This window comes from Lyngbya sp. CCAP 1446/10 (genome assembly GCF_026130175.1).
Taxonomy (GTDB): Bacteria; Cyanobacteriota; Cyanobacteriia; order Cyanobacteriales; family Microcoleaceae; genus Microcoleus.
Genome location: NZ_JAIGNI010000086.1, coordinates 1 through 18,667, shown reverse-complemented (window position 1 = coordinate 18,667; position 18,667 = coordinate 1). Strand labels below are relative to the sequence as shown.

The 18,667-nt window shown below is 44.7% G+C and carries 16 protein-coding genes and 1 pseudogene; 11 read left to right on the top strand and 6 right to left on the bottom strand.

Annotated features, from left to right (window positions below; all coding sequences use genetic code 11):
- Nucleotides 1-244: 244 nt before the first annotated feature.
- The 3 genes from K4039_RS24790 to K4039_RS24780 form a co-directional block, all read right to left on the bottom strand.
- Nucleotides 245-937 (bottom strand): response regulator transcription factor, encoded by a 693-nt coding sequence (locus K4039_RS24790; protein WP_265239173.1) that lies wholly within the window; start codon nt 935-937, stop codon nt 245-247.
- Nucleotides 927-2,033: a sensor histidine kinase gene (locus K4039_RS24785; protein WP_375339832.1), complete on the bottom strand. Its 1,107-nt coding sequence runs from the start codon at nt 2,031-2,033 to the stop codon at nt 927-929. The genes K4039_RS24790 and K4039_RS24785 overlap by 11 nt, the downstream gene beginning before the upstream one ends.
- A gap of 340 nt (nt 2,034-2,373) precedes the next feature.
- Entirely contained in the window at nt 2,374-2,580 is a 207-nt protein-coding gene (locus tag K4039_RS24780; protein ID WP_265239171.1) for a hypothetical protein, read from the bottom strand.
- A gap of 97 nt (nt 2,581-2,677) precedes the next feature.
- Here K4039_RS24780 and K4039_RS24775 point away from each other — a divergent pair, with 97 nt between their 5' ends.
- The 10 genes from K4039_RS24775 to K4039_RS24730 all read left to right on the top strand — a co-directional run bounded on the left by K4039_RS24775 (nt 2,678) and on the right by K4039_RS24730 (nt 16,307).
- Entirely contained in the window at nt 2,678-6,433 is a 3,756-nt protein-coding gene (locus K4039_RS24775; protein WP_265239170.1) for a DUF4347 domain-containing protein, read from the top strand.
- A gap of 656 nt (nt 6,434-7,089) precedes the next feature.
- Nucleotides 7,090-8,847 carry a potassium-transporting ATPase subunit KdpA gene (gene kdpA / locus K4039_RS24770; protein ID WP_265239169.1) on the top strand — a complete coding sequence of 586 codons (1,758 nt, stop codon included), beginning with the start codon at nt 7,090-7,092 and terminating at the stop codon, nt 8,845-8,847.
- 75 nt (nt 8,848-8,922) lie between these two features.
- Nucleotides 8,923-11,028 carry a potassium-transporting ATPase subunit KdpB gene (gene kdpB / locus K4039_RS24765; RefSeq protein WP_265239168.1) on the top strand — a complete coding sequence of 702 codons (2,106 nt, stop codon included), beginning with the start codon at nt 8,923-8,925 and terminating at the stop codon, nt 11,026-11,028.
- A gap of 99 nt (nt 11,029-11,127) precedes the next feature.
- Nucleotides 11,128-11,736, top strand: a complete 609-nt coding sequence (locus tag K4039_RS24760; protein WP_265239167.1) for a Uma2 family endonuclease — start codon at nt 11,128-11,130, stop codon at nt 11,734-11,736.
- Between the two features lie 56 nt (nt 11,737-11,792).
- Nucleotides 11,793-12,062 carry a K(+)-transporting ATPase subunit F gene (gene kdpF / locus K4039_RS24755; protein ID WP_265239166.1) on the top strand — a complete coding sequence of 90 codons (270 nt, stop codon included), beginning with the start codon at nt 11,793-11,795 and terminating at the stop codon, nt 12,060-12,062.
- Between the two features lie 185 nt (nt 12,063-12,247).
- On the top strand, nt 12,248-12,877 hold the full coding sequence (gene kdpC, locus K4039_RS24750; RefSeq protein WP_265239165.1) for a K(+)-transporting ATPase subunit C: 630 nt from the start codon (nt 12,248-12,250) through the stop codon (nt 12,875-12,877).
- Nucleotides 12,878-12,888: 11 nt separating this feature from the next.
- On the top strand, nt 12,889-13,050 hold the full coding sequence (locus K4039_RS24745; protein ID WP_265239164.1) for a hypothetical protein: 162 nt from the start codon (nt 12,889-12,891) through the stop codon (nt 13,048-13,050).
- Nucleotides 13,047-14,198 (top strand): sensor histidine kinase KdpD, encoded by a 1,152-nt coding sequence (locus K4039_RS24740; protein WP_265239163.1) that lies wholly within the window; start codon nt 13,047-13,049, stop codon nt 14,196-14,198. The genes K4039_RS24745 and K4039_RS24740 overlap by 4 nt, the downstream gene beginning before the upstream one ends.
- Before the next feature lie 156 nt (nt 14,199-14,354).
- A complete protein-coding gene (locus K4039_RS24735; RefSeq protein ID WP_265239162.1) occupies nt 14,355-15,593 on the top strand; it encodes a sodium:proton antiporter in 1,239 nt (412 codons plus the stop codon).
- Nucleotides 15,594-15,833: 240 nt separating this feature from the next.
- A complete protein-coding gene (locus K4039_RS24730) occupies nt 15,834-16,307 on the top strand; it encodes a hypothetical protein (RefSeq protein WP_265239161.1) in 474 nt (157 codons plus the stop codon).
- 355 nt (nt 16,308-16,662) lie between these two features.
- Here the strand turns inward: K4039_RS24730 and K4039_RS24725 are convergent, their stop codons facing one another.
- A complete protein-coding gene (locus tag K4039_RS24725; RefSeq protein WP_265239160.1) occupies nt 16,663-17,595 on the bottom strand; it encodes an ADP-ribosylglycohydrolase family protein in 933 nt (310 codons plus the stop codon).
- Between the two features lie 209 nt (nt 17,596-17,804).
- On the opposite strand from K4039_RS24725, the gene K4039_RS24720 reads away from it, so the two are divergent.
- Entirely contained in the window at nt 17,805-17,927 is a 123-nt protein-coding gene (locus K4039_RS24720) for a hypothetical protein (RefSeq protein ID WP_265239159.1), read from the top strand.
- Nucleotides 17,928-17,946: 19 nt separating this feature from the next.
- Here the strand turns inward: K4039_RS24720 and K4039_RS30020 are convergent.
- Both K4039_RS30020 and K4039_RS24710 read right to left on the bottom strand, forming a co-directional pair.
- Nucleotides 17,947-17,994 (bottom strand): annotated as a pseudogene (locus K4039_RS30020) (hypothetical protein); the annotation flags it as partial.
- 24 nt (nt 17,995-18,018) lie between these two features.
- Nucleotides 18,019-18,597, bottom strand: coding sequence for a hypothetical protein (locus tag K4039_RS24710; protein ID WP_265239158.1), 579 nt, complete (start codon nt 18,595-18,597; stop codon nt 18,019-18,021).
- Nucleotides 18,598-18,667 lie beyond the last annotated feature (70 nt).

Sequence of the window (18,667 nt, the reverse complement as noted above, 5' to 3'; positions counted from 1 at the left end):
GGCGGGCCAACTTATTGACCAACAAGTATAACTCATACTAAATCTAGATATTTTCACCTGCCTATTACCATGACTGAAGTAATTTTTCAAGTACATTTTATACCAAATTAGATGCTCTTACCCTGCTTATCAATTTAGGTTGCACCGTCAGGTGATGTTGAATGTTAACTGTTTGAACAATAGCGATGCAACCGGAAACGATATCAAACGATCAAGGTTTTGCGATTATTATAAACCACCAGACTTAAGATCGATCGCCTAACAGTTCTTTTGCTACCAATCCCTTCTGAATAGCGAGTACAGCAGCTTGAGTGCGATCGCGCACTTCTAACTTTTGCAAAATCGCGTGAACGTGCACCCGCACAGTCCCCGGAGCAATGTACAATATTTGTGCAATCTCCTGATTGCTTTTCCCGCCAGCAACTAAGGCCAAAATTTCCTGTTCCCGCTTCGTCAGTGGATTGTCTAAAACTTCCGATTTCCCCCCGACTTTCACAGGTTCAGCATGAGTAAAAATTGCCCTAATTTCCGCAGTTGCGCCCTTATCCCACCAAGAAGCGCCCGACGCTACCGATCGAATTGCCAAAACCAAAGTTTCCGCCGCAATTCCCTTGAGACAATATCCGTGAGCTCCCGCAGCCATCAACCTTTCAATTAACGATTTTTGGGAATGGGATGTTAAAATTAAAACGGGAATTTCGGGATGTTGTTGTTTAATTTGGCGGCACGCTTCAAGGCCACCAATTCCCGGCAAACCTACATCCAAAACCACCACATCCGGCAAATATTCCTGAGTCAATTCAACCGCAGTTTCGCCATCTTCCGCCTCGGCAATTATTTGCAAACAACTTTCCTGCTGCAATCGAGTTTGCAGTCCCAACCGAAACAGTTCGTCGTCTTCAACTAGGAGAATTCGTAGGGGAGAATTAGGTTTCATTGGCGGAGATTGCTGGTAGTCGGAATCCAAACAAAGCACCGTGGGGCAATTTGTTTTCTGCCCAAATTATACCGCCGTGGGCGTCAATAATTTGGCGAGATAAGTATAATCCCAATCCCGATCCTTTAGCTTGCCGATCGCTATTTCCTTGATAAAAACGCTCGAATAGGTGCGAGAGTTCCCCTGCGGTAATTCCCAACCCGCTATCGATCACTTTCACTACCTGATAATTTGAATGAGATGCCATCACAATTTCTACTTTGCCGCCTCGTGGAGAATGGTTGAGCGCGTTTGTTAGCAAATTAACAAAAACGCGCTGGAGTTGGACTGTATCGCCGTTTACCCACAAAGAGCGACGGAAATCAGACTCTCCGTAACTGGTACTAATATAAACTCGGCGCGCCGCCGATAAATCTGCGAGTGTGGCGATTACCTCTGTTGCTAAAGCGACTAAATTTACAGGAGCAAGTTGCAGTTTCAAACCTTCAGTATCGTTGCGGTAAACATCCAACAGGGTTTCTACTAATTGTAGCGACATTTTGTGCGATCGCGCCATTGTTCCGAGAACCTTTTGCTGACTGGGAGTAACATCGCCAAATTTGGCTGATCCAAAAGCTTTAATTGTTTCTATCGCCCCCAGCATCGGCGTTTTCAAGTCGTGAGTCAAAGTAGAGACAAAATCCTCTCGGATGCTGGCTAGCTGCTGCTGAGACTGCAACTGAGCTTTGGCGATCGCGATCGCTTCTTGGTACTGCTGATTGCGATCGCTCAAATATCCCGTCACTCCCAAAGCCATAATTGCGATCGCTCTATTTGCAACAGTTGCTAGGGCGATCGTTTCTCCAGGAGGAATAAACACATTCAACAGAGTCAAAACTACCGCTACCAGCGTAATTTGTAACTTTCCCAACCGACTCAAGCGCGAATTTGCCAGTATAATCGGCCCCGTGTAAAAGTATCCAAACAGATACTCCGACGGCGTGCTAAATTCCAGCACGATCACAATAGCAAACAAAATGGCGATCGACCATCTTCCTCGCAAATACTTCTCTTGAAGTAGTAAATTTTGGGGGATTTTTAAGAAGTTTCTCAAGATTTTTATTAGAAAGAAAGAAAAATAATATAGCAATCGGCAAGGCGATGGCGGACTCGATCGATTGCTGAAAAAGATGAGCTTATTACTTAGGGCTTGCTGCCTCCTGCTACATCTAATTTACTCAAAATCTAAGAAAATGCGTTACGCCTTGGCCTATCTGGACAAAAATCTATAGGATTTAGGCATCGGGGCCCAGAAACCGGGTTTTTTTACGACAATACTTCGTCGCAGCCGACAGATTTGGTAAAAAACCCGGTTTCTTTGTCGGAGTGCATCCAGGACTGATCTAATTATGCGAGATGTCTAATGAAAAGTCGATGAGAAGTCGATGATAACTCACTCACGTTCTCAAATAGCCACCTGATTTAATAAAAATACGGTAGAAAGTGCGATCGAGCTGAAATCTTGCAGCATTCTCAATAAGCTCTAGGATGGGTTCACCTCCAAATTCGCAATAATTCACCGTAAATACTGTGCCGCAATATCCACACCAACCCGGCGGATCTGCGGACAAACCTATAGATTCGATCGAGGGACTATGTATCAATAGATACTTGCTAAATATTTACATAGTTTTATGGAATCAACTGTTATGGTTGATGCAACAATTTTTAACTCTAGTTCAATCAGGAATAAGTGCTGTGATGCCAAACTTTAATTGTCAAGTTTCAGGAAGTGCGATCGCCTTTATCGATCGCCAAGTTACAGATTATCAAAGTTTGATGGCCGGGGTAACACCGGGTACCGAAGTTGTAGTGTTACACGGGAAAAGGGATGCGATAGATCAAATTACTCAAATCTTAGCTCATCGCACGAATATTGAGAGCATCCACATCATTTCTCACGGGACTCCGGGAAGCTTGCAACTGGGTAGCAGTAGCTTGAGTTTAGACAATCTGGAAGCTTATTCAGAGAAATTGCAGCAGTGGCGGAATGCTTTTTGTTTGGGCGCGGACATTTTGATTTATGGTTGTAATGTGGCATTAAGTGCCGTTGCATTCATCCAGCGCATCGCCCAACTCACAAATACCAACGTTGCCGCCTCCAAAAACCTCACCGGCAGTGCAGCAAAAGGTGGCGACTGGGAACTGGAAACGACAACCGGGAAAATAGCAGCCTCTTTAGCATTTCGGCCCGAAGTTCTAGCAGCATATAGCCACGTCCTTGCAACCTTCAGTGAAGCCAGGAACTATAGTGTACCAAATGCTGGAGACATTGATACGGGCGACCTTAATGGTGACGGTTTCCTCGACTTAGTAGTGACAGGTAAGCAGGATCGCTTCTTCCCAAAAGATATTTCCATATTATTGGGGACGGGTACTACGGGAAGCTTTGCTACTCCTATCAGCTTAGTTAAGCCAGCAGGTAAGGAAAATCCCACTGGCGTTGCAGTGGGCGACTTTAATAAAGACGGCAAACTCGATTTAGCTGTAGCGAATCGTAAGGATTTACAAGGTAACGGCAATTTCGTTTCCATCCGGCTGGGGACAGGTACTGGCAGTTTTGGTGATCCTACCAACTTCGGTGAAAATATAGATCATGCTTCGATCGTAGCCGGTGACTTTAATGGAGATGGCAAGTTAGATTTAGCCACAACTCCTTATCTCGATAACTTCATTTCAATATTTTTGGGAGATGGTGCTGGTAGCTTTGGCACTGCCGTTAAGATTAATACACAAACACGCAAGTTTACTCTTGACACAGCCGACTTTAACGGCGACGGCAAACTTGATTTAGTCACATCGAACTATTCATTGACTGATAACATCTCCGTTTTATTAGGAGATGGTAAGGGCAACTTTAACTCCCCCGTTAACCTTACCTCCCCTGGGACTGAGTATCGCACTGTTGTCACAGGCGACTTTAATGGCGACGGCAAACTCGATATCGCGGCTAATAACAACACCAATAAATCTGTCTCAGTCTTTTTGGGAGATGGTACGGGTAAATTTGATACTGCTAACAACTTTAGTGTCAGACGTTCTCTATCTTTTGGTCCCGAATCTGTGGTTGCAGGGGATTTTAATGGCGATGGCAAATTCGATTTAGCCACGCCTAGCTTCACGAATAAGGAACTTTCAGTCTTGTCAGGAGATGGTACGGGTAAATTTGGTACTCTCAGCAACTTTACGCTCCCGTATGCCCCGAACAATGATGCTTATTATATTGCTTTTGCGGTTGCGAGAGATTTTAATGCTGACGGCAAGTTGGATATAGCTACGGCTTCCGGTCAAAATGTCTCGGTTCTGCTGAATACATCGAATACAGTTAATTTCGGTGCGGTCACTTACAACAGTGTGGAAGGAACAACAGACACAGTAGTTAATATTCCCGTCAAGATCACCGGTGGCACTCCCTTAAACGATGTCGTTGTGCCAATTCTCCTCGACCCCACTAGCACAGCCACCGAAAATTCAGACTACACCTTTTCCCCTACTTCGATTACTTTCCCCGCAGGTGCAACAGGTGACGCACTCACCAAAAATATTGCAGTTACTATCAAGTCTGACAATATCTCTGAAAACCCAGAAACCGTAATTTTCAACCTTGGCACAATTACCGGTGGCATTGCGGGTTCCACAAAACAAACCACACTAACTATTTCAGATCAAGTTTCTGTTGCTTATGACATTGCCACCAATGCTGCCACCCTTGATGAAGGCAATAGCGGCAAAAAACCTCTAACTTTCACTGTAACTCGCAGCAACGTCACTAACGGGGCAAGTAGCGTCAAATATGCGATCGCAGGAACAGCTACCAACGGCAGCGATTATAACAATATCGGCGGTACTTCTGGGGCAAAAACTGCTACTGGCACGATTAATTTTGCGACGGGTGAAACATCAAAAACCATCACTCTGGATGTGTTGGGCGACACCACGGTTGAACCCGATGAAACTATTACCGTCACCCTGTCAGATCCCACAGGCATCGCAGCGGTAACACCGATAATTACCGCTGATACCGCTACCACGACTATTATTAACTACACTGCACCGACGCCAATATCGCCAACGCCGACACCGACGCCAATATCGCCAGTGCCAACGCCGACACCCACACCGACACCAATACCATCGGAAACTCCAACGCCAACGCCAGCGCCAACACCAGCGCCAACGCCAACGCCATCGGAAACCCCAACACCAACGCCATCGGAAACCCCAACACCAACGCCAGCCCCAACACCAGCGCCAGCCCCAATACCAGCGCCAATACCAGCGCCAGCGCCAACACCAACACCAGCGCCAGCGCCAACACCAGCCCCAACACCAACACCAGCGCCAGCGCCAACACCAGCCCCAACACCAACGCCTGCGCCAATACCAGCGCCAACACCAACACCAATTCCCACACCATCGGAAACTCCGACGCCCGCGCCAACTCCAACTCCGACACCAAGTTCAACTGAAAGTGATTGCATTTGCAATACTATTAAATATCCAAATTGGGATTTACCCAATGAAGCTGAAAATATTATCACCAGCAATGGCAGCGGTGAAATCCAGTTTGGTACTCCCGATAATGACGCTTTTTACGGCAGTTCAAATCCGAACATATTCGATGCGGGTTTCGGCAATGACAACTTATACGGAGGCGAAAACAACGATACTTTTTACGGAAACAAACAAAATGATTTTATTAGTGGCGATCGGGGAAATGATACCCTGTTTGGTGGCAAAAATAATGACATCATTGTTGGCGGTGAAGGTGAAGACCTCATTTTGGGCGATCGGGGCAATGATTCAATCAATGGCAAGGAAGATAACGACTTAATTTTTGGCAATGTCGGTGCTGATTTTATCGACGGCGGTGAAGGTAACGATCGCGGCTATGGGGGCAAGGGAAATGATATTATATTTGGCAGCGAAGGTGAGGATAGTCTTTACGGTAACTTCGGAGATGATAGTATCTGCGGAGGTGCTGGCAATGATTTCTTAAATGGAAATCAAAATAACGATTTGCTAGACGGATGCCTTGGGAATGACACTCTTTATGGTGGCAATGATAACGATACATTGCTGGGAGGTAGCGGTAATGATGTTTTGTTCGGAGAGAACGGTGATGACAGTTTGAATGGCGGTGATGGCACAGACCTTTTGTTCGGAGGAAATGGTGATGATTTGCTGACTGGCGGTTTGGGAAGTGATATTTTGTCAGGAGGTGCTGGCAATGATAAATTCTTGATTTCCACCAATTCTGGCATCGATACTATCTTGGATTTTGAGGATGGCAAAGATTTGCTAATACTCGCCAAAAATCTCACTTTTTCCCAACTGTCGATTACTCAAGAAAACAGTTCAACTTTCATCCGTTTGTCAGCAACCGGTCAAATTTTAGCCTCTCTCAATGGAGTGTCTGCCAGCTTGATCAGTGCTGCCAATTTCAACATAGCTTAGACAGTCCCGGACGAAGGTATTCTATATGTAGGGCGCGTAGTGCGCGCCTTACTGCTACTTGTAGCGCATCAAACTATATGAGTGCGTAAATCCTGTTTGTTAAAGCATCGATCGCAATTGTGGCGCAAAAAACAGCGTTTACACAGCATCTATACCTGCAAGTATAGATTTCAAACATTATCTAAACATTCGCCTATTAGTAAAAGTATATAGCAGATAATCATAAATCCTAAACAGTAACTTATATCTTAAGACTAATTATCAAACACCCCAAACTTCTGTAGAGTAATCAATATAAAGTAAACCTAACCTTGCGGCCTACGGGAGTCGTTTATGAGCTTTGCAGAACCAAAACTCATTCAAGTACCGATCCAATTCAACAGCAGTTATTGCGGCATAGCACTAAGTGCCATACAATTGCCCGATAACTGCTATTGCTTGGGATTAACAAGAGAAAACCGATTAATTATAGCCAGCGAAATTCCAACAATTTTCTGCGGAGATCGTATTTTAGCAGTAGCAATTAATCGGGCGATAGGCTGCGAACTAGAAGTAACCTTAAAGAAAACTCACCCCGTTTTGTGGACTTCCTTCCGAAGCCATTTTCCGAGGAGTGAAGCGGATTTATTCAACAACGAGGATTTTTTAACTAAGTTATGCTGCAAGGATTAAGTCAAATTGCATTAACGCTAATCATTTTAATAGCGATCGCGCCCGTCTTCGGCAATTACATGGCGCGGGTGTACATGGGAGAACGAACTTTCCTCGATTCCGCCATGAAACCAGTAGAACAACTCATCTATAAAGCAGGCAACATCCGTGTTGTAGATTCCATGACAGGCTGGCAATATGCGCGATCGCTACTCTACAGCAATGTAGCAATGGGCATATTTGTTTTTTTAATTTTCATGCTTCAGGGACTGCTGCCTTTAAATCCCACCGGCTTAAGTGCACCAACCTGGGATACTGCGCTGCACACAACTATTTCATTCCTCACAAATACCGACCAACAGCATTACTCCGGCGAGACAACATATAGTTATCTATCCCAATTAACGCTTGGTTTTCTAATGTTTACCTCAGCCGCCACAGGCTTAGCAGTAGGGATTGCCTTTATTCGGGGACTTACCGGGCGCCCGTTAGGTAACTTTTACATCGATTTAATTCAATCAATCACCAGAATTCTGCTACCCATTTCATTGATAATTGGCTTATTTTTGCTAATTTCTGGAGTACCGGAAACCCTATCAGGCCCCGCAGTTGCTACTACCTTAGAAGGCGGCACTCAAGTAATTGCTCGCGGCCCAGTCGCTCACTTTGAAAGCATCAAACAACTAGGAGAAAACGGCGGCGGATTTTTCGGGATCAACTCGGCTCACCCCTTAGAAAATCCCAACCCTTTTAGTAACCTGCTGGAAATCCTAGCAATGGTTTCAATTCCTGCGGCACTCATTCATACTTACGGCCGATTTGCCAACAACAAAAAACAGGGATGGCTGATTTTTTGGATGGTATTTATAATTTTTGTTGCCTTGATTGGCATTGCAGCAGTTGGCGAATACCAAGGCAATCCTCAAGTCAATAATTTACTGGGTTCCGTGCAACCAAATTTAGAAGGAAAAGAAGTTAGATTTGGCTGGGCAGAAACTGTACTTTGGGCGGTGACTACAACTGGCACAATGTGCGGCGCTGTGAACGGAATGCACGATTCTTTAATGCCTCCCGCAGGTTTTGCTACTTTGTTTAACTTGTTTCTGCAAATCGTTTGGGGCGGACAAGGAACCGGAACAGCTTACTTATTTATTTACCTGATTTTGAGCGTGTTTCTCACCGGACTGATGGTGGGTAGAACACCAGAATTTTTGGGACGCAAAATTGAAAAAAATGAAATAGTTTTAGCCAGTGTGGTTTTGTTAGTTCACCCGATCGCAGTTTTAATTCCCGGCGCTATTACCCTCGCCTTTAGCGACAGTTTGAGCGGCATCAGCAACCCTGGATTTCACGGCATCTCGCAAGTGATGTACGAATACGCTTCAGCGGCCGCAAACAACGGTTCAGGCTTTGAAGGATTAGGAGATTCTCAACCCGCAGCAACAGGACTTTGGTGGAATTTAAGCACCTGTTTTAGTTTGCTGATGGGGCGCTACGTGCCAATTGTGGCGATGCTGCTGCTAGCTGACAGCATGACAAACAAACAACTGGTTCCCGAAACAACCGGAACACTCAGAACCGATTCCATTTTATTCACCAGCGTAACCGCAGGAGTAATCGTCATTCTAGGCGCGCTGACATTTTTCCCAGTCCTAGCTTTAGGGCCAATTGCTGAAGGATACGAAATCAGCAGCAGCAAATTAGAAGCAGCACCAATAACTGCGCCATCGCCTCTGGGAACACCAACTCCTCCACCTCAGTAGCGAAAAAAGATCAACCTCACCCTTCTCATTCTCTGTGCTCTCTGCGTCCTCTGCGGTTCATTAAAAATCCAAATTATGGCTTCCTCCAATACCCCTAATTCCGAAAAAACTCCCCGTTCCAGAGGCTCTCGCGAGTCTCGCAAACACACACCCAAAGCAAATACAAAAGGTCTTTATCAAAGAGCTTTTAAAGAAGCTTTTATCAAGCTAGATCCCCGGATCATGCTAAAAAATCCAGTGATGTTTGTGGTGTGGGTAGGCACAATTGTGACTGCACTTTTGACCGTAGATCCGACGCTGTTCGGCCCGGTTCCAGGCAACAATCAAGTAGTCTTCAACGGTTTAGTCACATTCATTTTATTCTTTACTTTGGTATTTGCTAATTTCGCGGAAGCGGTAGCGGAAGGGCGCGGCAAAGCGCAAGCAGATGCACTGCGATCGACCAAATCCGACACCACAGCCCGCAAACTCCTACCAGACGGTTCAATCCAGGAAGTTAGTTCGACATCTTTGAGACGCGGCGACCAAATTAAAGTGATCGCAGGCGATGTAATTCCTTCCGACGGCGAAGTGATTGCGGGTGTGGCGTCGGTGGACGAATCTGCGATCACTGGGGAATCCGCACCGGTGCTCAAGGAACCGGGTTCGGACATCGCCAGTTCCGTCACAGGCGGTACGCGCATCCTTTCTGACGAACTGACGTTGCGGGTGATGGCCGACCCCGGTAAGGGCTTTTTGGACAGGATGATCGCGCTGGTGGAGGGCGCTGAAAGGTCGAAAACGCCCAACGAGATCGCGCTGACGGTGCTGCTGGCGGTGCTGACTCTGGTGTTTTTGATTGTGGTGTCAACGATTCCGCCGATCGGCAATTATGTGAAAACTCCTGTGGGCGTGGTGACGCTGATTTCGCTGCTGGTGGCGCTGATCCCGACAACGATCGGCGGTTTGTTGAGCGCGATCGGCATTGCGGGGATGGATCGCGTCGCTCAGTTTAACGTGATAGCGACCTCTGGACGCGCCGTTGAGGCTTGCGGCGACGTAAATACGCTGATTTTGGACAAAACGGGAACGATTACGCTGGGGAACCGTTTAGCCGAGGAGTTTATTCCGGTAAACGGTCATTCGCTGCAACAAGTGGCGCAGGTAGCGCTGACTGCGAGTGTGTTTGACGACACGCCAGAGGGAAAGTCGATCGTCCGTTTGGCTGAAAAGTTGGGCGCAGTCGCCGAGTTCGATCGCACCAACGATCGAGGAGCCACCGGGCTTGATTTTTCCGCAAAAACGCGGATGTCGGGTACCGATTTACCCGATGGTACGGAGGTTCGCAAGGGTGCGGTGGATGCGGTGAAGGGTTTTGTGCGATCGCGCGGCGGCAATATCGGCCAGGATCTCGATGAAGCTTACGAGCGAGTTTCGCGCTTGGGAGGCACGCCGTTAGCTGTTTGTCAAGGTAGCGACACCTACGGAATTATCTATTTGAAAGATATCATCAAACCGGGAATTCGCGATCGGTTTGACCAACTCCGAAAAATGGGAATTCGCACCATTATGCTCACCGGAGATAACCGCATTACCGCCTCAGTAATTGCCGACGAAGCCGGCGTTGACGACTTCATCGCCGAAGCAACTCCAGAGGACAAAATCGAAGTAATTCGCAAGCAACAAGCCGAAGGCAAATTAGTAGCAATGACGGGAGACGGAACCAACGACGCACCCGCCCTAGCCCAAGCAAACGTCGGACTCGCGATGAATTCTGGAACCCAAGCCGCCAAAGAAGCAGCCAACATGGTGGACTTAGATTCTGACCCCACCAAACTCATTGACTTAGTAACAATCGGCAAACAATTGCTAATTACTCGCGGCGCGCTAACCACATTTTCGCTAGCAAACGATATCGCAAAATATTTTGCCATTATCCCGGCAATGTTTGCCCCAGTTGGCGCTTTAAACATCATGGGTTTAGCCAGCGGTCAATCAGCAGTTTTATCCGCATTAGTTTACAATGCTTTAATTATTCCCGCCTTAATTCCCCTAGCATTAACCGGGGTTAAATTTAGACCGCTGAGTGCCAATCAACTATTGCAGCGGAACATCTTAATCTACGGATTGGGCGGAGCAGTCGCACCGTTTATCGCCATCAAAGTCATTGATGTGTTTATTACTGCGATCGGGCTAGCATAGAGGTTCGGTAGCGAGCAGAGTACGAGATTTAATGGATAGAATAGATTTAGAGGTTCTGCCTCGACGCTCATCTGAAAACCACTCATTGCAAAATGACCTATGAATCCTCAACTTTTGGATAAACCAGTCAGTGAAAGCAACCAGTGCCTCACGCTTTATGATGTTAGCTGGGAGAAATTGGAAGCAATAGAAGCAGCTTTAGACGATTTTCAAAATGTGCGGCTAGCCTATCTTTATGGAACCTTAGATATTATGTCTCCTCTTTCAGTAGAACATGAAGATGGTAAAACGGTTATCCGTCGCTTACTTGAGGTTTATTTTGAATATAAAGGGATTCGATTTTATACTCGTGGCAGCAAGACTCTCGGCAGTATCCAACTAGGAGCGAGAAAGGAGCCTGACGAATCATTCAATTTGGAAACCAAGAAAGAGGTTCCCGACATTGTAATAGAAGTAGTTGTCACCAGTGGCGGAGTAAATACTCTGGAAATTTACCGAAAAATTAAGGTTCCTGAAGTGTGGTTTTGGAAAAAAGGCAAGCTAGCCCTGTACCATTTACAAGACGAAGAATACAAACAAGTCGAACGCAGTGAATTGCTACCAGAGTTGGATTTAAAATTGTTCGTTCGTTGTGCAAATATCCCCGATCAATACGATGCTGTAGTTGAGTTTCGCAATCAACTGCGCGAGGGACAAGAGGAAGCATAATCAAAAGATGCTTGCTGCAATTTGTCAAGATATTTAATCTAAAAACAAGAGGAATCATGAAACGAAACAATTTCCTGAATGATGTTTTGCCTAGAGATTTTCAAGACACCGTTGAGTTAGGACAAATGCTGTGGCAGCGCCACCCAATCCCGGTGCAGCTATTTCTAGTAATGTGCTTTAACTTGATAATTGCACCCGCAGTTTATGCCGCTACGGATGAAACTTTAACCAAAAAAGCTGCGTGGGGTTTAGGTCTTTTGGGTTTAGTAATCATCGGACTCGCAGTTTATTTGTTTACGGTAATTTTCCAACCGGAAAGATTTTAGGTATAGCGTGTAGGGCGCGCCGACTCTGAGAAACCGGGTTTTTGACCTAATCTGTGCGCTAAAACGAAATATTTCGCGAAAAAACCCGGTTTCTGGCCCCCGCGTGTAAGTCCTTCTTCCTTCTTCCTTCTTCCTTCTTCCTTCTTCCTTCTTCCTTCTTCCTTCTTCCTTAATTGAGGTAATTTATGAGAGAATTAATCAGAGCGATTCGCGTGACCTTAGTTTTGTGGGGAATCACCGCAATTATTTATCCTTTAATCGTGCTAGTAATCGGTCAAGTCGCCTTCAACTCGCAGGCTAACGGCAGCTTAATTACTAAGCAGGGAATTGTAGTCGGTTCATCCTTAATCGGTCAACCTTTCAGTTCGGACAAATATTTTTGGAGTCGCCCCACCACCACAAATTACAGCAGCTTTGCACCTACAGATTTCGATCCGACAAAAGCAGATAATTTAACTCAAAGAACGGGAGTTTCGGGAGCTAGCAACCTTGCACCCACTAACTCGGATTTGCTGAAGCGAGGTAATGAGAAAGATGGTTTTCAAGGCGTGGAAGTAGAAATAGCCCGCCTCAACCAAGCCGGCATCAAACCGACTGCAGATTTAGTCTACACCTCCGGCTCTGGGCTCGATCCGCACATTAGTGTAGAATCAGCTAGGGCGCAAGTTGAGCGTATAGCAAAAGTGCGATCGCTCAATCTCAATCAAGTAGAAATGTTGGTATCCAAAAATACAGACGGCCGATTTCTCGGCATTTTCGGAGAACCGGGAGTTAACGTCCTCAAACTCAATTTAGCTCTCGACGGTTTACAATAGTTTAGAGTCAGTTGTTAGTTGTTATTTGTTATTGGTTGTTTGTAGCAACTATCAACTACCAACTACCAACTGCCAACTATCAACTACCAACTGCCAACTACCAACTGCCAACTACCAACAGCCAACAGCCAACAGCCAACAGTCAACAGTCAACAGTCAATCAACTGCTATGATTCACTCTAGCGAACTCACAAACCATCCAGATGAAGTTTACGCCCAACCTAACCGCACTTACGATCGCCCGCGCCGCCGGGGAAAGCACAAAATATTTATCGGTATGGCCCCCGGCGTCGGCAAAACTTTCCGAATGCTAGAAGAAGGACACAGGCTTAAAGCTGAAGGCATAGATGTGGCCGTCGGACTGTTAGAAACTCACGGGCGGAAAGAAACAGCAGCTAAAGCTGAAGGACTGGAAATAGTCCCGCGAAAAACAATGCTGCGAAGCGAAAAAAAGCTCGCAGAAATGGATGCGGAAGCAGTCATAGAACGCCGACCTCAACTAGCATTAATAGATGAACTGGCTCATACAAATATTCCCGGTTCTCTGCGAGAAAAACGACATCAAGATGTAGAAGAAATTCTCAATGCTGGAATTGATGTTTTTTCCACGCTCAACATTCAGCACATAGAAAGTCTCAACGATTTAGTAGCTCGAATTACCGGAGTTGTCGTGCGAGAGCGAGTGCCAGATAGCGTCCTGGAAACTGCTGACGAAATAGTGGTTATCGATGTCACGCCGGAAACTCTAGAAACAAGGTTGTTAGAAGGCAAAATTTACGCTCCCGAAAAAATTGAACAATCTTTAAAAAACTTTTTTCAGCGCCGTCATTTAATTGCTTTGCGAGAACTAGCCCTGCGAGAAGTTGCAGACAGTGTTGAAGACGATGCAGGAACTTTAAAAGGTCAAGTTTGCAACATTCACGAACGAGTTTTAGTCTGCATCTCCACTTATCCTAATTCCTTGCAACTGCTGCGGCGGGGCTGGAGGATTGCTAACTACATGAATGCCCCGTTTTATGCTTTGTTTGTTAACGATCCAGACAAATTTTTAACAAAACCGGAAAGCTTGCACATTGAAACTTGTGAGAAACTATGTAAGGAATTTAACGGACAATTTTTGCGGGTAAACGGTAACAATATAGCCCAAGCAATTTCGGATGTAGCCAAACAGTATCGAATTACTCAAATTGTGGTCGGCGAAAGCCAGCAATCCCGGTGGAATTTGCTGCTGCGCGGCTCCTTGACTCAAAAATTAGTGCGATCGCTCAAACACGTAGATTTGCACATCATCGCTACCGAAAAAAGCGGGGAGCCTAATTAGTCAGTTGACAGTTGACAGTTGACAGTTGACAGTTGACAGTTGTCATTGGTATAACAACTGCAACTTTCGGAGGGTAGCAGACTATAGCATAGGACGGATGCGCTAAAAGTATTTACCTGTTATAGTCGCAATTGTTAAACTGATTACAAGTGCGTCATGGTAGATCCTTACATTCTCAACTTGCTAGCAATTGGCATCCTCTTGCTGACAGTCACCTTGGCTTCGGGATGGATTTCGCGATTGCCACTTTCTTATGCTTTAATTTATTTAATTGTCGGTATCGGATTGGGGCCCTACGGCATCAACCTAATTCAATTGCGCCCCGAAGCTATATTTTTAGAAAGACTTACAGAATTTGTAGTAATTGTTTCTCTATTCAGTTGCGGCTTAAAAATGAATCGCCCGCTGCAACTTTGGGCTTGGAATTCCACAGCGCGGCTGATCGGTTTTTTAATGCCAATTTCGATTTTTGCTGTTGCTGCGATCGCTCATTGGTTTGTCAAATTAGATTGGGGCCCAGCAATTTTATTGGGAGCAATTCTCGCACCCACCGATCCAGTTTTAGCCTCAGAAGTTCAGATAGCTGATATAGAAGATCGCGATGAATTGCGCTTTGGATTAACATCGGAAGGTGGATTAAACGATGCTTTAGCTTTTCCCTTTGTTTACTTCGGCATTTATGCGATGAAAGATGACAATTTGTCGAATTGGTTTTCGCAGTGGGTAGCAGTTGACTTAATTTGGGCGATCGCCGCAGGTATCGTCATGGGAATTTTAGTAGCTAAAGCCGTCACCTGGATCGATTTAAGATTGCAACGCTACAGACCGGCCGACCAATTAATGGAAGATTTCATCGCTCTCAGCACAATTCTGCTCACCTATTCCCTCACAGAAGTAGTCAACGGCTACGGATTCCTCGCAGTTTTTGTAGCAGGAATTGTCGTGCAGCGCAGTTACCGCGATCCAGAAAAACCGCTTTCCCAACTGCACTTTACCGAGCGCATTGAAAAGTTAATGGAAGTAGCAACTCTTTTACTATTAGGTTCGCTCCTGCGCCTAGAACCTATGTTGGCATATGGCGGCTACTCGCTTTTAGTAGGTGGATTGTTAATTTTTTTGATTCGGCCTGTGGGAGCTTGGATTAGTACGATCGGCAGTCCTTTGCATCCCGCCAGCCGATTGCTGTTCGGTTGGTTCGGCATTCGTGGCGTCGGTTCTATCTATTATTTTACCTATGCTTTGGGTCACGGTTTGAAAGGCGAAACTGCCGAGAAAGTAGCCTGGATAACCTTTACAACTATCGTAATTTCTGTGATAGTACACGGCATTAGCGCCACCCCGTTAATGAACTGGTACGAGCGCCGAATTAAACCCAAAGTACCGGATTTAATTTAATTCAGTAAGGTGCGTGACTTTAATAGTCCTGGACGCAACTGTCACACAACAATCGACTTGTAGGGTGCGTCAGGCGAAGTTCTCTAATGGCGATCGGGAATTTCGGGAGCTGACGCACCTTACTATATAATCTAAAATCGACTTGTAGGGTGCGTCAGGCGAAGTTCTATAACGACACCGAAAGAAAAAAAGATTATAATTTTTTCGATAACTCTAATATAAACATTCGCGGAATCAAACATGGATCGATTTGAATTTCAGCTAGCAATGCTGCAAAAAGGAGCAGAGGAACTAGAGAAAAAAATAGCTAACTTCACAACAATTCTGATGCAATTAAAAACTGCGGCAATTACCATTTGGGTAGCCTTGATTGGTTGGGTTTTTACAAGCAAAATAGATGCGTTGGTTCCCCTAGGATACGTTATAATTTTTGGTTTTTGGTTTTTAGAAGCTACCTACTGGAAGGTGCAATTTTATTACCTACAAAGAGTCAATGCAATTACCCAATTCTTGAATAATGAAAGCGCCTTAAATGAAAGTTTTAATACTCGCTCAATTCCTGAAGGTCTTGTTCACCCGCTCGGTTCATTAAAAACAATTAAAATGCCTTCTTTATGGAGAGCTATCTGCGCTCCATCAATCTATATTTTTTATACCTTTTTGTTTGTTGTTAATTCGATCGTTTGGTTAATAACTCTTAAAACAGCCCTCTAACTGGGTAAGATCCCAATGTGCGATCGATCGCACAATATCTTCCATCCCAACTAACTAAAAGTGTAAATTGGAGGTTCAATTTGCTTGCTACTCCAAAAAACGGTTGCTTTTTGTATGGTTTGGCTTAAGAGTTCGCCTGTTTTCTTCTCAATACTCTGTTGGTTATTTTCAAAACACAGATTTAGACTTTTATCGCATCATTCGTTTGTTTGCAGAGTTGTTATGCCGCCTTCTACCTACAGGGAGCATCTCATTTTTGTAAAAAGCATTTTTTCTTATAGTGCTGTCCTCGCTCGCGTATCGTATAATACGCGAGCGAGGACAGCACTATATAAATGCAAAGCTGAGATGCTCCCTACCTACATCTCCAATCGACTAATTTTTGTAACTCTGAATATAAAATATCTTTACCTCTTAAATCAGCGAGCCATCTTTTAGGAATTGCTTTCATTCCATCGCGTATTCCAGCTATCCCACCCGCCACACACGCCGTTGTATCTGTATCTCTACCCAGAGAGATAGCAGCTTTTACAACCTCTTCGTAAGTATTTTTTTTCATCGCCCATTTAGCAGAACGTAAAGTATCAACCACATAGCCACTTCCCTGCCCATCAATACTATCGTCAGGTCTTACTGCCCACATTAGTTCTGCATATTCATCTGAGTCTTGACCATAGATTTCTTTAATTTTGGTTACTGCCTCTTTCCAAGAATTGGCTTTTCCCTCTAAAGTGTACCTAGCCCACAAACAGTATAAAGCACAACATATTTGCGATCTAAGATGTCCATGAGTCACAACTGACTGTTGATGAGCATCGTTAACAAGTTGTTCATCACTACCTTTATGCCATAGTGCCAGCGGCAGAACTCTCATTAATGAACCATTGCCCTTGGCTTGTTCAGTTTGTCCAGCTATTGCTGCCTTAACTCCTAATCTTAGTTTTCTAATAGCTTGACCTGTTTGGATGCCAACATCAAACACATTGCCATCGACTGCCATATACCCAGTTTCATACCAATCAACTAATCTCGTGCCAAAATTGTCAATATCTAATCTTCCGCAATCTAGGAGGGAAGACAACAGAACAAGTGCTTGTGCCCCATCATCAGACCAGGTTCCAGGTGCGATAGTTTTATGCGATCGATCGAAATAGTCAGGTGGGGTAAATTCTATTTCCGATACAGGAGGAATTTCAGTTTGTGCATGAAACTCATAAGGTACACCAAGGGCATCACCTATCAATAGCCCATAAACACCTCCTTCTATTCTTTCTTTGAGCTTTACCATGAATTTATCCTAAGCGATCGTATCCTTATAGGAAACATAACAAAGTATTCTACAGAAAATTTAAGTACATCTACCCAACATAGGGCGATCGCACTAAAAGTTTCTAGATAACATACCCAATTCGATGTAATACCCCGAAAGTTTCTGGAGCGAACCCCATAAAAGCATATTATACAGAAAAATTTAGGAAGCAATTTAAAAGGAAACCCGTGTCAGGACAGTTGCCGCCCGAAGCGGTTGATGCTGATACCCACGATCGCGATCGCTCTTTCAAACCATATCAATATCTATGGAATCGCCAGCCAAATCGTTTCTATAAGCCTTTGGCGTAGTTTTAACCTGTTGGCGAAACACTCTGGTAAAATGACTCTGACTTTGAAAGCCGACTTGATGACAAATTTCCCTGTCGGGGCGACAAGTCGCCTATAACGCTGATAGAATAAGCCTCATAGCTCTTAAGCCTTGTTGATAATTAGGTAGTTTATGTGGGGACAAAGACATTAATTCAACAACAACCTGCCAATTACCAAACATCGAATCGACCCATGATTCACCCCAAAGTCCAATATAAAAAGTGCTATGACGTGCATATTTTCTGTGACTTTCTGTTTTTCTACTTAGATATTCTTGAACTTGTTTTGACTTAATTTTTATCCCTTGGATTATACTCTTCAAGTATGCTAGTGATAACAGAATTAATATTTTACTCAATCGCTCGCCCGTAAGATTAGTCCTTTCTAGGTTATATCCTCCACCCTTAAAGTCTCTAAACATTTCTTCAATTCCAAATCTTTTTGCATAAGCATCAACTGCTGCTTGTATATTTGCCAAGCTTGTCAGAATATACCAAGGTTCTTCTGTAGTAATATTTCGATATTTACCCAGCCACTTACCGGCTAAATTAAACCCCGTAATTGGTGCGGTTTTTCGGATTGTTACTTCTTGACTGTAGTTTAGACTAACTAAAGATGAGAACGGTGGCAAAAGAAGAACTAGAGCCACCGCGCCGGGAGAGAATGAGGGTGAAAAATAAAACCTATCCACTCCCTAAATGAACAGTGAACGATTAAGG

What these genes read in the sequence shown, in the direction of transcription:
- K4039_RS24790 (WP_265239173.1), bottom strand. Translation starts at nt 937, where the DNA reads ATGAAACCTAATTCTCCCCTACGAATTCTCCTAGTTGAAGACGACGAA.
- K4039_RS24775 (WP_265239170.1), top strand. Translation starts at nt 2,678, where the DNA reads ATGCCAAACTTTAATTGTCAAGTTTCAGGAAGTGCGATCGCCTTTATC.
- kdpA (WP_265239169.1), top strand. Translation starts at nt 7,090, where the DNA reads ATGCTGCAAGGATTAAGTCAAATTGCATTAACGCTAATCATTTTAATA.
- kdpB (WP_265239168.1), top strand. Translation starts at nt 8,923, where the DNA reads ATGGCTTCCTCCAATACCCCTAATTCCGAAAAAACTCCCCGTTCCAGA.
- K4039_RS24760 (WP_265239167.1), top strand. Translation starts at nt 11,128, where the DNA reads ATGAATCCTCAACTTTTGGATAAACCAGTCAGTGAAAGCAACCAGTGC.
- kdpF (WP_265239166.1), top strand. Translation starts at nt 11,793, where the DNA reads ATGAAACGAAACAATTTCCTGAATGATGTTTTGCCTAGAGATTTTCAA.
- kdpC (WP_265239165.1), top strand. Translation starts at nt 12,248, where the DNA reads ATGAGAGAATTAATCAGAGCGATTCGCGTGACCTTAGTTTTGTGGGGA.
- K4039_RS24740 (WP_265239163.1), top strand. Translation starts at nt 13,047, where the DNA reads ATGATTCACTCTAGCGAACTCACAAACCATCCAGATGAAGTTTACGCC.
- K4039_RS24735 (WP_265239162.1), top strand. Translation starts at nt 14,355, where the DNA reads ATGGTAGATCCTTACATTCTCAACTTGCTAGCAATTGGCATCCTCTTG.
- K4039_RS24730 (WP_265239161.1), top strand. Translation starts at nt 15,834, where the DNA reads ATGGATCGATTTGAATTTCAGCTAGCAATGCTGCAAAAAGGAGCAGAG.
- K4039_RS24725 (WP_265239160.1), bottom strand. Translation starts at nt 17,595, where the DNA reads ATGGTAAAGCTCAAAGAAAGAATAGAAGGAGGTGTTTATGGGCTATTG.